The following is a 14,801-nucleotide window of genomic DNA, read 5'->3' on the forward strand; positions in this document are numbered from 1 at the left end:
TGTGCGGGGGGACACGAACCCGGAGGCGGAGCCGGACGGGGACGGCTTCGACGTCTACTCCGTGGCGCTCGGCGACTACCTGCGGCAGGAGAACTTCGACGCCGACCAGGAGGCGCGCGAGATCGCCGAGCTGCTCGCCCAGTTCGGCGGCGCGCTCGTTCCCTGGGCGGCCCGGCCCGCGGAACGCGATCTGGCAGAGGTCGACGAGCGGCTGCGCGCATGGGCCGACCCAGAGGACGTCCGCAACGGCGTCCTGCTCTGGATCGGACACGGCACCTCGAACGGCGAGGACTCCGCCCTGTACGTGCGTGGGCGGCCCACGGCCGCCCACGACGCCGAGTTCTCCCCGGCCGCCTTCGCCAAGCACGTGACCGATGCCCGCCGGTTACGGTCCCACTACCGCAAATGGGACATCGTCGTGGTCGAGGCCTGCGGCGCCGCCGGATTCATGGAGCGGGCCCTCGGCGCGATCGGCGCGGCCAAGAGCGCCAGCGGGCTGCTGCTCGTCGGCTCGGGACGGGACGAGGGCAGCGGGCACCTCGGCACGTTCCGCCGCGTCCTCGACCGGATCCTCACCCGGCGCTACTCCGACCACGACACGGAGATCCCTGTCGGCGGACTCGCGCAGAACCTCGACGAGGCGCAGGAGTTCTTCGTCTGCGCGCTCAACCTGGGCGGCCTTCCGCCGCTGCGCCGCCGTACCGCCTTTCCCGTCACCGCCTCGGTGGAGAACCACGCCCGCCTGCGCGAGGCGATCGACGCACTGCCGGAGGCGGAGCGCGCGAGCCTCGCCCGCCGGGGGCTGGGCTCGGAGGTCGGGGAGCTGTCCTGGCGCTTCCTGGGGCGCGGGGACGACCGGGACGCCCTCGCCGGGTGGCTCGCGGAACACCGCTCGGGCCTCCTGGTGCTCACCGGCCGGGCCGGGTCCGGCAAATCCGCGCTGCTCGGGGACGTCCTGCTGCGGGCGAACGCCGACCTGAGCGAGCTGCTGCCCCACCTGTCCCGGGCGGGTTTCGTCAGCCAGGACGGCGAAACCTCCCCCGAACTGCCGGAGTTCGACGCCACCCTCCATCTGACCGGGGCGACCGTGCACGACGTCACCTCCCGGCTCGCCCAGGCCCTCGCCATCGAGGTGCCGTCCGACGCCCTGTACCCCGTCGAACGCTCCCAGGCCCTGGTCCGCGCCTCGCGCTCGGCCGCCCGCCCCGACCGGACGTACACGCTCCTCGCGGACGCCCTGGACGAGGCGCACGAGCCCCTGCTCATCGCCGGTCTGCTGCGCGAACTCGGCACGCAGACCGGCATACGCATCGTCGTCGGGTCCCGTCCCTCCTCCAGCGAGGCGCCCGACCGGCCGCCCCGCGCCGACGAGGACCTGCTCGACGCTCTCGGCCAGGGCGAGGAGCATGTCCACGTGCAGTGGTTACGCCGCGACGCGCAGGCCCTGACCGAGTTCGTCACACAGCGCTTGGAACCGGCACGGGACGCCTTCCCGGGAGCGCCGGAGGCCTTCCAGGACGCCGTCCGGCGCGCCGCCGTACTGATCGTCGGCGACGAGGAGGCCGACCGGCACTTCCTGTACGCGGAACTCGCCGTGCACGAGATCCTCGCCGACCCCGGCCTGCTGACCGCCGACCGCGTCGGCGAACTCGCCGAACTGCTGCGCGGCGACCACCGCACCCTCTTCGCGGCCGCCCTGCGACGGCTCGGCGCCCGGCACCCGCGTGCCCTCCCCCTGATCGAGGCGCTCGCCCACGCCCAGGGCCGAGGGCTGCCGCGCGCGGACCGGATCTGGGCCACCGCGGCCTCGGCGCTCGGCGAGGGGCCCGCCGACCCGGCCGGTCCCGACGACATCGACGACGTCCTCCGGGCCGCGGCGCCGTACATCATGCTGGACGGAGAGGACGGACAGAGCGTTCACCGCCTGGCGCACCGCACCTTCGCCGAGTACTTCACCGAAGCCGGCGCCCAGGACGCCGGCGAGCGCGCGCAGCGCATCACGGACGCCCTCGTGCGGCTCGCGGACGACGAGCCGGGGCGGCTCAACCCCTATCTGGAGCGGCACCTTTCCGGGCACGCCGCGGCGGCGGGCGTCCGGGGCTGGGCCACGCTCGCGGCGCGGCCGGCCGTCCTCGACCGGCTGTCCGTACCCGCCGTCGCCACCGACGTCCTGCGCGCGGTGGGCGAATCGGGCGAGCTGCCGCCGGCCGTGCTCGGCGTCCTGGACACCGCCCACCTGCTGCGGCGGGGTGGACCGGCCGACCGGGTCGGTCTGCGCCAGCTCGGTACGGTCCGGGCGACCGGGACCGCCCCCGTGCGGGAGGAGCCGCACGAGGACGAGGGGCGCGCGGGCTGGCAGGTGTGCTGGGCCCGGCTGCGGCCCCGCCCGCCCCGGCTGACCCTCGACTGCCGCGGTGTTCCGGTCCGCTCGCTGACGCCCGTCACGGGTTACGGCGGCAGGCCGTTGCTGGCCGGCGTCGACGACAACGGCGGCCTCCATGTCTGGGACCCGGCCCGCGAGTACGCCGCCACGACGGCCGCCACCAACGGGCCGGTGACCTCGGTGGCCGCCCTCCCCGGCAGCACCATGCTCGCGACCTCGGGCCACGACAAGTCCATACGGATCTGGGACGTGTCCGCGCACCGGCCCCGCCTCGTCGACTCCCACAGCAACGGCATGTGGCCGCACACCCTGCACGGCTGCCCGGCCCCCGGGGGCTCCGGGGACGGTCCGGCCGGGGCGCCCCTGCTGGCGGTCGGGGAGTACGGCGGCGGGATCAGCCTGATCGATCCGCGCACCGGCCGGCGGCGCCCCGGCCGGAGCCACGACAGCGGACCGGTCTGGGCCCTCACGGCCTTCCATGACGCCGACGGAGCCACCCACCTCGCCAGCGCGGCGGGCGACGGGATCCGGGTCTGGGCGGTACGCGACCTGCGCCGCAGGGGCGAACCCGTGCGACGCGAGGGTGCGGCGGCCCGGGCCGTGGTGGCCTTCGAACGGCCCGACGGCCGCGGCGCGTTACTGGCCGGCGGGTGGGACGACGGCGGGGTGCGGGTCTGGGACCCGGCCACCGGCGAGGCCGTCGCCGAGTTCGCCTCCGACAGCCCCGTGCACGATCTGACCGCCCTCACCGCGGCCGACGGCCGGCGGCCGCTGATCGCCGCCGTCGCCCGGGACGGAGCGGTACGGGTCTGGGACGCGCTGTCCGGCAGTACGGAAGGCGTGACCGAGGCGCCCGTTCAGGGCGCGGCCGGCGCACCCGCCGAGGAGCGCCGGCCCGGCCACGAAGCCCCCGGCCGGTCCGCCGAGGGCCTGGCCATCACCGCCTTCACAGGACCGGGCGGCGACCCGCTGCTGGCCACCGCCGCCGACAACGGCGTGGTGAGCGTGTGGCATCCGTACCCCCGGCCGCGCACCGCCGACGCCGGGCCCGGCACGGACGGCGACCCGCCCATGGGCAGGATCGTGCGGCTGACCACCACCAAGTGCCCCGACGGCCGCACCCTGCTGATCGCCGAGCACCGCAGCGGCGCCCTCGACGCCTTCGACGCGGCGACCGGGGAGCGCCTCGACGTGCCCCCGGGCCACGAACCCACGGGGCCGCCACCGGGCACGACGACGGTGCGCGGGCCGGAAGGGGTGCTCCTGCGCGCCACGTACCAGAGGAGCGAAGAGATCGAGCTCACCGTCGAGGCGACGGACCGCCCGTACGGAACGCCGCTGAAGGCCCACGAGGACTGGGTGACCGACGTCGTCGAGTTCACCACGGGCGACGGGCGGCGCCTCATGGCCTCCTGCGGCGACGGCAACGACTGCACCGTCCGGTTCTGGGACCCCGCCGACCCGACCGGCCCGGCGACCCCGGCCGGCCGCCCGGAGCCCGTCGACCGCACGCCGCTGCACACCCTCACGCTCGACACCAAATGCTTCAGCCTGGCCGACCTCGGCGACGGCCGGATCGCGATCGGAACCGACGAGGGAATCCTCGTCGTACGCATGGAGTCCTGGCTGCTGGCAGCCCGGACAGAAGGGGAGCCGTGATGTCCGCAGGGGGCAAGGACACCGACTGGTACGGCGAACTCGTGGACCGGCTCTTCTGCCGGCCCGGGGCCCCGTACGGCCCGTACAAAAGGATCAAGAAGCCGGTCATCGTGCTCGAGGACCGGCTGGTGCGCGTGCGCATGCAGACCCCGGGCGACGAGTACGAGACCTTCGAGATGTCGCTCTTCGACGGCATCCACGAGTTCGCGGGCGAGCTCTGGGAGCACGAGGTGCGCAGCCTGCTCAGGCTCCAGGCGCTCAACCACCCCGCGCTGCCGCAGATCAGCGACGGCAGCTTCGACGCCACCGAGGGCATCGCCTTCACGATGACCCAGGAGAACGGCAGACCGCTGAACATCGACCGCGCCGTCGCCTGGGCGCAGGAACACCGGATCGCCGCCTTCGAGCAGTTCAGCGTGCTCGTCGACGGGCTCAGCCAGCTGCACGGCTCCGGCATCCTGCACCGCAACCTCACCCTCGGCGCACTGCGGGTCAAGACGGGCCACGGCGAGACCTCCCAGCACATGGCCCTGGGGCTCGAGCGCTTCGAGATGAGCACGCTCATCGGCAACCTGCTGCGCTCCATGGGCACGCAGTCCCAGAAGAACAGCGCCCAGCAGAGCATCCGGCAGCTCTATCTGGCGCCGCCGGAGGACGTCGCGCCCGCCCGCCATCTCGCCTACCTGGCCCCCGAGACCCACTCCTCGCTCTTCGACGCGAGCCCGGCCTCGCGCCGCGACTGGGACACCACCGACGTCTTCGGGCTCGGCGTCCTCGGCTTCGAGCTGTTCTGCGGTCCGATCAGCACCTGCGTGCCCGACGACTACGCGGCCGTCGTGCAGGCCGACGAAGCCGGCCTGAGCCAGGCGCTGAGCAAGCTCCACCGGGCGATGCGGACGCACCTGTCCAACACGTCCGACATCCCCGCCGCGCTGACCCGGCTGCTGCGCGGCATGATGGAGGCGCGCCCCGAGGCGCGCATCACGTCGTACGAGGCGAACCGCCGTATAGAGCGGGACTGGGAAGCGGTCTGCGGCGTCTGGGAGGACAAGGACGAGAGCCAGCTGCCGCACCTCGTCGCCTTCATGCCCGACGAGTCCGTCGAGACGATCTACAAACAGCGCAAATGGGTCTCCCGCAGTCCCGACGACGCGGCCGGCCGCGAGGAACTGAAGGCCTTCTTCGAGAAGGAGCTGCGCCAGGCCGAACTGGTCCGATCGCCCAACGGCGCCTTCGGCTACGCCACCGGCCAGGAGGAGAAGCTGCGCGAGGCGGAGTGGGTCCTCATCGGCGAGAGCGCGGTGTGGTTCTGCGCCTACCTCTACGACGACTCGGGCCGCACGGACGACCAGCGCGTCTACGACGACACCCTGGTCATCAAGTACCTCCGCGACCGCGACTTCGCCCAGGAACTCGTCAACGCCCACCCCCGGCGCCGGCTCTCCCGGATCGACCTCGTCGCCTACAAGGCCCGCCAGGACATCTCCCACCACCGGACCGGCCGCCCGTCATGGGCCCGGCTCACCGAGTCGGTGTCGGTGGGCGCACGGAGCAAGGACCACAAGGACGAGGCGTTCCTCACCGCCCTCGACTTCCTGATGGACTACCAGACGGTGGAACTCAACGCCCGCAAGTACCCGTTCGTCCGTGTGGACGATCCGACGGACACGACGACCGGCGCAGCGGCCGGGAACATCGCGGTCCTGGCGTACGACCAGGGCAGCGACGACGGCCGGCTGCACCGCAACCCGCTGCTCACCGCCTACGCCGCGGACTCGCACCGCCGTTCCCCGTTCGGCGACTTCGTGGCGGACCTCGGCTCCGACGAGGAGTCCTTCGTCCGACTCGACTACGCGGAGCGGCCGCACTTCGGCCGCAACCCGATCCAGCTGAAGTTCCTCCGGCGCCTCGACTCCGGCTCGATCGAGGTGTCCAGGATCGGCGGAGGGAAGATCCCGGCGTCCGGCTGGCTGCGTCCCTCGACCGACGCCGGATCCGAGATCCAGCTCGGCCGGCAGGCCCGGGCCCGGCACGCCCTGGGCAACCTGCCCGGACTCATCCGGGCCCTGAGGGAACCCCTCTCCATCGACCTCGGCCGCGGACGCTACAACGACGCCGACGACGGAAACCTGGAGGGCAACGCCCCCAGCGTCATCCGGGACATGCTCTCGCTGCACCCCTTCTACGCCCTCCAGGGCCCGCCGGGCACCGGCAAGACCACCGTGGCCACCCACGCGGTCAGCCGCTATCTGACGATGGAGAAGGGCGCCCGCGTCCTGGTCAGCGCCCAGTCGAACTTCGCCCTGGACAACCTCGGCATCCGCCTGGCCGAGGAACTCGCCGACGGCATCGGCAAGGGGCAGATCCTGCTGCTGCGGGAGATGTCCGAGGCACGCGGCATCGACAAGGTCGATGAGCGGCTGCACAAGCACACCCTGCCCGAACTGACCCGTGCGGTCGTCCGCGACATCACACAGAAACTGGGCCGCACGACGGTCACGGGCGGATCCGCCGCGAAACGGAACGAGGACGCCCTCGCGCAGCAGTGGCTGCAGCAGGTCGAGACCAACCAGGTGGAGATCTCCGACCGGATCAAGGCCGGCGCCAACATCGTCCTCGCCACCTGCTCCATGGCCGCCACCGTCACCGACACCGTCCGCGACCCGTCGGACCTGTTCGACTGGGTGCTCCTGGAGGAGGCCGCCAAGGCCTGGCCGACCGAAGTCGTCGTACCCCTGGTGCTCGGAGTGCGCTGGACGCTCATCGGCGACCACCGGCAGCTCGGCCCGCACCGCGAGGGCGATCTGCGGGCCTTCCTGACCAGCCTCGCCGGGCACGGAGACCCCGACGTCAAGCGGCACCACGAGGCTCGCAACAGCTATCTCAAAGTACTCGGCCTGTTCGGCCAGCTGTTCCGCACGGAGCGGGATCGGCCGGCGCAGAGCAGACAGATCCCCCCGCTCGGCAGTCTGGAGAAGCAGTTCCGCATGCATCGCGACATCGCCGAACCCGCGAGCCGCGCCTTCTACCCGAAGGAGCCCGCGGTGCAGGACCACGAACTGGGCCTGCCGGTCAGTTTCCTCACCACGCACGACAGCGCCAACGAGCTGCACGACGTGAGCAGCCCGGCCTTCCTGGCGGAGCGTCCGCTGGTCTGGCTCGACACCACCGGGGTGGCCCGCTGCGGCGACGAGGGGTACTGGACCAACGAGGGCGAGGTCGACCTCGTCGACCGCCTCGTCACCGGGATGAAGCCGGCGCCGTCCGACCCCTCCGACCCGGACGCCCGCAGAAGCCTGGCGGTCCTCACCCCCTACGCGGCCCAGGCGGCCCTGCTCAAGCAGCGCGGGTCGCTGCGCGGCCGGGTGCACACCGTCCACTCCTTCCAGGGCCGCGAGGCGCAGCGCGTGGTCGTCTCGCTGGTTCGGTCCACCGTGCGGGGCAACATGCTGCAGAGCGTCGGACACGTCGGCCAGGCCGAAGTGATCAACGTGCTGATGTCCCGGGCGCGCCGGCTGCTCGTCATGGTCGGCAGCCTGAGCCACTTCGCCGAACACGGCGGCTCCGACTGGCGGCTGGTGACGGACACCGTCAAACGCTTCGGCAAGATCGTCCCCGTCGACGAGTGGGAGTGAACCGTGGCACAGGACGTCGAACTCTCCATCCCCTGCCGGCTGGTCACCCTCTCCCTGCTCCTGGGCCCCGAGGACGGCCTCACCACCCTGGAGGATCTCGTCGCGAAGGCCATCGCCGCCGGCCGCACCACGGTCGAGGACCAGGCGGAGCTGTTCGCCCTCCCGCGGCGGATCGTCCTGGACGTCGTGCACAGCCTGTGGCGCAAGGGCCATGTCATGGTCGAGTTCAGCAACGGAACGCTGGAACTGACCGACGGCGCCCGTGAAGTGATCGCCTCGGGCGGGTCGCTGCGTGACAGCGCGGTACGCCAGGAACACCGGCAGTTCCTCTTCGAGCCGGTCACCGGCCGGATCTTCCCCGCCGACGCCGGCAGCCGCCGGCCGTCCCAGGCCAGCCTCCACGTACCGCTGCACCAGGTCCTCAGCGAGACCGACCTGCCCGCCGCCGAATTACTGCGCGCCGTGCAGACCGCCATCCGCCACGACCGTCACACCAGGGGATTCCGGCAGAACGTGCTCGACGTGGGCTTCCGCAGCCCCGTACTGCGTCCGGCCAGCGAACTGCGCTGGCTGAGCGCCCACGCGCAGGTGTTCCACGACAACGACACCGGGCGGATCTCGGCCCTGCTCATGGACGAGCCGGGGTGGAACTCCCGGGCCCGCGAGCGGATGCGCCAGCACCTCGCCGATCTCGCGGAACAGCAGCCCGACCACGAGTTCGTCCGCTCGCTGCGCGGCCGGGCCACCGCCCAACTCGTCCCCGCCGAGAGCGCCGGGAGCCTGCTGCGCCGCATGGGCGAGTCCGTCCTCACGCTCCCCGAGGTCGAGCCCAACCAGGTCGAGACACGGCAGAAATTCCTCGCCGACCTGTCCCGGCGGATCTCCGCACGGATCGTCGAGATCAGCCGGGCCAAGGCCGCCGTCACCGTCGTGGCCCGCGCCGCCGGCCACCAGTGGACCGTCGAGGACCTGATCCAGTCCGCCAGGAACCAACTGGTCTTCGCCGCCCCGCACATCAGCTACGCGGCGCTCAGCGGACTCCTGCCGCTGCTGCGCAAGGCGCTGGACCGCGGGGTGCACCTGGTCTTCCTCTGGGGCCGCAGGGACAGCGACACCCTGCCGGACCGGGTCAAGACGGCCCTCTTCGACCTGGAGGCCCGGCACCGCTCCCGGGTGCTCCTGGCCGACCGCAGCTCCCGCACCTCGGCCTGCGTGGTGATCCAGGACAACCAGCGGGCGTTCGTCGGCACCCACAGCCCGCTGGACGTGAACACCGCGCACGACACCCGGGGGGAGGTGGGCATCCTCGTCGAGAGCGCCACCGAGGACGGTCCGCCGGGTTCCCCGCAATGCGTCACCGACCTGCTCATCTGGGCCCGCAAGTCGTTCCCGTACTGGCAGCTCGGCCAGCGCATCCTCGTCCAGGACGACCACTTCGAGCCCGTACCGGAACAGCGCCGCGCCGAACCCGCCGCCGTCCCGCCGCCGGGCGAGGAGGAAGGACAGATCGACGTCCTCCGCCAGGACGGCTCCGCCCGTGCGCTGTGGGCCGAGAGCTGGGCGGAGCACCACGCCGTGCTGACGGACGTCCTGCACCGGGCGACCCAGGGCGACCCGGTCGTCGAGATCATGGAGGACGGATCCCCGCGGGACCTCGTCCAGCAGGCCCTGCACACCGCGAGCCGGCGGTTGCTGCTGGCCGACGACGGGACCGACACGCAGGCCTCCGACGAACGGTTCCTGGCCGACCTCAAGAACCGGCTCGACGACGGCGTCGAGGTGCAGCTGGTCCGGCCGACCGCCCGCGGCCAGGAACGGCCCGCGGCGCAGCCGATGCTCAAAGAACTCACCCGGCGCGGACTGAAGGTGCGCCACGAGCGCGCCGGGGCGCGCGCCGCCGTCTGGGACGACGAGGCGGTCCTCGGCAGCCTGCCGCTGCTGCGCGAACGCCGGCGAGCCCTGCCCCCGTCCGCGCGCACCAGCCACCTGGGCGTCCACATCCGGGGCGCGGACGCCGTGAACCGGATCGCCGCGGAACTCGGCGCCGCCTCGGACACCGGCTCCGAGCCGACGACCGCGGCCGAGCCGGACGGCCGGCTCCGCGGAGCCACCGCCGTCGCCCTGTCCCTGCTGGTCGACGTGGGCGCCGAGCGGGGCAGCGCCCAGTACGCGGCGACCGTCGCCGAACGGCTGCGCCAGGTCGACGACCTCTGGGGCGTCCTGGACATCTGGCACCAGAAGCAGGTCCCGCCCAAGGACCTGAGGCCGGTCGTCGCCGCGGCACTGATCCAGGAGCGCGACACCCGGGGAGAGCACTGGGAGCGCTGGGCGGACTGGCTGATCGCCGAGGCCTGGGACCGGCGCGCCTTCGTCGAGGCGTCCCTGCTGGGCCGGCTCGTGCGGGACGGCGAGAAGACGGTGCCGCCGGCGGCCTGTACCGCGGCCGCGGCGATCGAGACCGGCCCGCTGGGAATGGCGCTGCAGGACGCGGCGCTGGATCTGACCGAATGCGAACCGGCCGCGCAGGCGGTGGGCGCGGCGGCCGGGCTCGCCGAGACGCTGCTGCGCAGCCTTCCGGGGGAGGGTCCGGCCGTGCTGGAACTGCTCCAGGAGGCGCTGCCGCCTTCGTGGCAGGAGCTGGCCGACGCGGCCCGACGGCACCGCGAGGACGGCAAGGGCCCGCTGCCGCTGGCCCTGCTCGCCTCGGAGCTGTCCCGGATGACGGAGCTCGGCGAGACGGCCGAGCAGTGGGCGGAACTCGTCGAACTGATCGACCGGATGGAACGGCTGCACCGCTTCACCTTCGACTCCGGCAAGTTCCTGCACCGGGAACTGTTCGCCAAGGACGGCTTGCTGTCGTCCATCCGGGCGGCGGCCACGGCGGGTACCGAGGAGTGCGTGCGGATCCAGGCGGGCCTTCCCGCCCATGTCCGCCGCCATCTGGACCAGATCGTGGCCGACGGCGGCCGTCCCGAGATCCAATGGGGCAATCAGCGCACGTTCCTGCAGATGATCGAGGACATCGTGCGCCGTGCCCGGTCCCTGACCCCCCTGCCGAACGGGCGGGCCGCCGGCGCCGCGCCGGCCGAGGAACTCGCGGGCTGCGCGGAGCTGGCCGAGCTGATCGCGAACAGCTGGGACGCGCTGCTCAGCGACGCGGGCGGACTCGGCCGTCCCTACGCGTCCCCGCTCCTCGCCGTCCTGGACCGGCTCGGCCCCCTCGCCCAATGGCACAGGTCACAGCGCAGCAGGAGGCGTGAAGAGACATGACGGACACCGACGACTCGCTGAGGTCCCTGCTCGCCGTCTGGCCGGGCCGGTTCCGCTTTCCCCGGCTGCTGACGGCGCTCTCCGACGGCCGACCGGTGTCCCTGGAGGACCTGGCCCTCGCGGGCCTGGAGGGGATCGCCGGCGACCACGACGAGTTCCGGGCCTGCTCGGGGCTGATCCAGGCCGGCGAGTTCCAGGTCGCCGAGGAGATGCTCGCCGAGTGCCAGGCGCTGGACGCCGCACAGACCGAGGACCTGCGCACGCGCCTGGGCCGACGCCGCGGCGAGTGCCTGCAGACGCTGCTGGGCAAGGTGCAGCAGCTCGTCGACCGGGCGAGTGCGGCCGACGTGGACGCCGTACCGGAGCGGGACGCGCTCACGGCGCTCTGCGCGCGGTCGTGGCCGCAGGTGGAGGAACGGCTGCGGGCGGACGAGGACGCGCTCGAAGACGCCCTGAAGAAGAAGCGGGACGCACTGCGCGCACGGTGCGAGGAGGCGGCCGCCCAGGGCGTCGACCCGGAAGCACTCGGCGCCGCCGAGGCGCTGCTGAAGGCCGGGCAACTGCGCGCCGCCGCTCTGCTGTTGGACAACGGCTCCTCACCGCGCCCGGGGCCGGAGGTCGTACCGCCACTGCGCGGCTGGTCACGGGCCGCCGAAACGCCGGCAGAGGTCCTGAAGTGGCATCTCAACCCCCTCGTCAGGCCCATGAGTTACGACCGCTGGCGGCCCGTCTCGCCGAGCGGTCAGGAGCTGCTGGAGGCGTACGACGCCCTGGCCGACGACAACGAGAGCGCGGTGGCGCAGTTCGCCCAGGCGCTCACGGAGTTTCTCGGGGTCGTGGGCCGCCCGGCGCCGCCGGTGCACCGCGTCGAGGGCGGGTATCTCACCGCGATCACGGGCGTGTTCGCCGAGACGGAGACGGCACGGTTCTGGCCGACCGGCAGCGTCGAGCTGTTCGTCGCCGACGCGGAGACGACGCACCGGCCCGAACTCGACCTCCGTCAGCCCTACGTCGCGGTGGGCCGGGCCCTGCAGGCGGCGGCGTTCCCCGAGCGCACCGCCTGCGCGGTGCTCGACCTCGGTCATCTCGTCGAACTGGTCACCCTGCAGGGACACGTCCCCGTACAACTGCTGAGAGTGCTGGGCAGGCAGTGGCCCCTCGACGCGTTCACCGGCGGGTCGGCCGCCTCGCTGGAGGCGCTGCTCGGCGTCGACCCCGGGGAGCGTTGGCACGTCCTGCGGTGGATGGTCGACCTCGCGGGACTGGGGGACCTGACGACCGCCGACGCGCTGACCTTCCAGGCCGGCCCCGACATGGCACTGCTCCATCTCTTCCTGGAGTTTCTGGCCCGGCCCAAGGTGTCGTCGCAGCAGCGCGACGGGTTCGCGGTCGTGCGGGAGTGGGCCAAGGACTCGTCGTTCGCCCGGAGGGTCGAGCATGTGACCCTCACCCCCATCGCCGACTCGGCGGCCGCCCAGGTCGCCTTCTGGGCCGGGCTGTCCGCCGCCGTCCCGGGACAGCAGGTCACGTTCGAGGAGATCCTGCTGAGCGCCGCGTCGGTGGCCGGGGACGGCATGGCCGACGACGGCCACGAGGCGGAGGTCCGGCGCGGTCTGGCCCGGCTCGCGGCCCTGCCCGTGGTGGACAGGGCCGACGCCGACGAGGTCCTCTTCCACCGGTGCGGAGTCCTGCTCGTGCTCGGCGGGGACGCCGACCGCAAGCTGGAGAAGGCCGTCGCCCGGCTGGCGGAGGAGACCGCGGCCCTCGGCGCGGGCCAGAACCTCCTCTTCGGTCCGGAGGACTGGCAGCTGTACCGCTACGCCCTGCGCCCCGAGCTGGGGAACTACCGGCAGCTCGCCGCGGCCGCCACCGCCACTCCCGAGGAACTGTCGGCCGCCGCCGAGGCGTTGACCGTCACGGCCGACGAACTCCGCGCAGGTCTCCCGGTGGAGGGGGAGGCCGACCTCGCCGAGACGCTTCGGGCCATGAAGGACTCCTTCACCACCAAGTACGCCAAGATGGAACTGCAGATCCACGCGCCGGACAGCTGCCCGGTGGGCGTCTCGGCCGCCGGACTGCAGCGGATCCTCTACGAACTGCTCACCAACGCGGCCGAGGCGTGCGCCGGGCACGGCGATCCCACCGTACGGGCGACCGTCGTTCCGCTGGGCGCGGAGTTCGCCGTCGACATCCAGGACAACGGCCCGGGCCTGGCCTACGCGGAGGGGACCGAGCACATCGTGTTCCGCAAGGGCGAGTCGACCCGCGGGTCGGACCGGGGCACCGGTCTGTACACCGCGCGCCGCCTGGCCCGCGACGTGGACGGAGACCTCGTCGTCCGCTCCCGCGTCCTCGGACATCCCGTGCTGCAGGGCGCTCATTTCCGGCTGCTGCTCCCGAGCGCGTGATCTCCGTGCTGCTCGTTGCGAAAAAGAGTTGGCGGGCCGGCGGAAGTCCGGAGTAGCGTACGCATCGTTCCGCAGCGGCCGTCGGCCGCTGCGGCCGGTGAAGCGAACCAGGAGGTGTGACCGATGGCTGTCGTCGCGCAGGGCACTGCCCGCATCCAGAAGACCGTCCACTCCACCTCCGTGGCTTCCGGCTGATCCCACCTTCTTCTCACGCGCCGTCGTGGCGCGTTGCCGGGGCCACCCCTTCGAAGGGTTCCCCTTGTCTTTCCACGCTTCTTCCGGTTCTTCCGAAACCCTCGGTACTTCCGGTTCGTTCGAGTCCCTCGCCCCCTACGGCTGGGACGAGGACTGGCAGGCCGCGTTCGCCGCGTACGCCGCCGAAGGGCTCGTCCCCGGGCGGGTCGTCCGAGTCGACCGCGGACAGTGCGACGTCGTCACCGCGGACGGACTCGTACGCGCCGACACCGCCTTCGTCACCCCGCACGACCCGCTGCGGGTGATCTGCACCGGCGACTGGGCCGCCGTCGAGACCGGCGGCAACCCGCGCTACGTCCGCGCCTACCTGCCGCGCCGGACCGAGTTCGCGCGCTCCACCTCGTCCCAGCGGTCCGAGGGGCAGGTCCTCGCCGCCAACGTCGACCACGCGATCATCACCGTCTCGCTCGCCGTCGAGCTCGACCTCGGCCGCATCGAACGCTTCCTCGCCCTTGCGTGGGAGTCCGGCGCGGCACCGCTGGTCGTGCTCAGCAAGGCCGACCTGGTCCCCGACCCGGTCACCCTGTCCCACCTCGTCGAGGACGTGCAGCAGGTCGCCCCCGGCGTCGACGTGCTCCCGCTCAGCGCGCAGACCGGGGAGGGCGTCGAGACCCTGAAGGCGATCGTCGCCGGCGGCACCAGCGTGCTCCTCGGCGTCTCCGGCGCCGGGAAGTCGACCCTCGCCAACACCCTGACCGGCGAGGACTCCATGGAGGTGCAGGCCGCCCGGGACGTCGACGGCAAGGGCCGGCACACCACCACCACCCGCAACCTGCTCCTGCTGCCCGCCGGCGGCGCCCTGATCGACACCCCGGGGCTGCGCGGCGTGGGCCTGTGGGACGCGGAGGCCGGCGTCGGCCAGGTCTTCGCGGAGATCGAGGAAATGGCCGAGGACTGCCGCTTCCACGACTGCGCCCACGAGCAGGAGCCCGGCTGCGCCGTGGCCGCGGCCGTCGAGGACGGCTCGCTGTCGGTGCGCCGCCTGGACAGCTACCGCAAGCTGCTCCGGGAGAACCGGCGCATCGTCGCCAAGACCGACGCCCGGGTCCGCTCCGAGATGCTCAAGACGTGGAAGCGCCGGGGCGCCGAGGGCCGTGCCGCCATGGCCCTGAAGCGCGGCGGACAGGTCCGGTGACGCACCGGGGCACGGGGCGGAACGCGGCGTCCGAAAACCGCCGGTCGCCCCGTGTC

At 72.8% G+C, this 14,801-nt stretch carries 5 protein-coding genes; all 5 read left to right on the forward strand.

Going from position 1 to position 14,801, the window contains the following annotated elements:
- The first annotated feature begins 1 nt into the window (after position 1).
- The 5 genes from ACGFMM_RS27560 to rsgA all read left to right on the forward strand — a co-directional run bounded on the left by ACGFMM_RS27560 (position 2) and on the right by rsgA (position 14,745).
- The gene (locus tag ACGFMM_RS27560) at positions 2-4,042 is read left to right on the forward strand and encodes a hypothetical protein (protein WP_393649149.1); all 4,041 of its coding nucleotides are present in this window, start codon (positions 2-4) and stop codon (positions 4,040-4,042) included.
- Positions 4,042-7,677: an AAA domain-containing protein gene (locus ACGFMM_RS27565; protein WP_393649150.1), complete on the forward strand. Its 3,636-nt coding sequence runs from the start codon at positions 4,042-4,044 to the stop codon at positions 7,675-7,677. Before ACGFMM_RS27560 ends, ACGFMM_RS27565 begins: the two co-directional genes overlap by 1 nt.
- Before the next feature lie 3 nt (positions 7,678-7,680).
- Positions 7,681-10,947, forward strand: coding sequence for a hypothetical protein (locus ACGFMM_RS27570; protein WP_393649151.1), 3,267 nt, complete (start codon positions 7,681-7,683; stop codon positions 10,945-10,947).
- Positions 10,944-13,355, forward strand: coding sequence for an ATP-binding protein (locus ACGFMM_RS27575; protein WP_393649152.1), 2,412 nt, complete (start codon positions 10,944-10,946; stop codon positions 13,353-13,355). Before ACGFMM_RS27570 ends, ACGFMM_RS27575 begins: the two co-directional genes overlap by 4 nt.
- 259 nt (positions 13,356-13,614) lie before the next feature.
- Positions 13,615-14,745, forward strand: coding sequence for a ribosome small subunit-dependent GTPase A (rsgA, locus tag ACGFMM_RS27580; RefSeq protein ID WP_393649153.1), 1,131 nt, complete (start codon positions 13,615-13,617; stop codon positions 14,743-14,745).
- Positions 14,746-14,801: the final 56 nt, after the last annotated feature.

Origin of the sequence: Streptomyces sp. NPDC048604 (assembly GCF_043199435.1) — a bacterium.
GTDB lineage: Bacteria > Actinomycetota > Actinomycetes > Streptomycetales > Streptomycetaceae > Streptomyces.

Coding starts and splice junctions, on each gene's coding strand:
- ACGFMM_RS27565 (WP_393649150.1), top strand. CDS start 4,042: ATGTCCGCAGGGGGCAAGGACACCGACTGGTACGGCGAACTCGTGGAC.
- ACGFMM_RS27575 (WP_393649152.1), top strand. CDS start 10,944: ATGACGGACACCGACGACTCGCTGAGGTCCCTGCTCGCCGTCTGGCCG.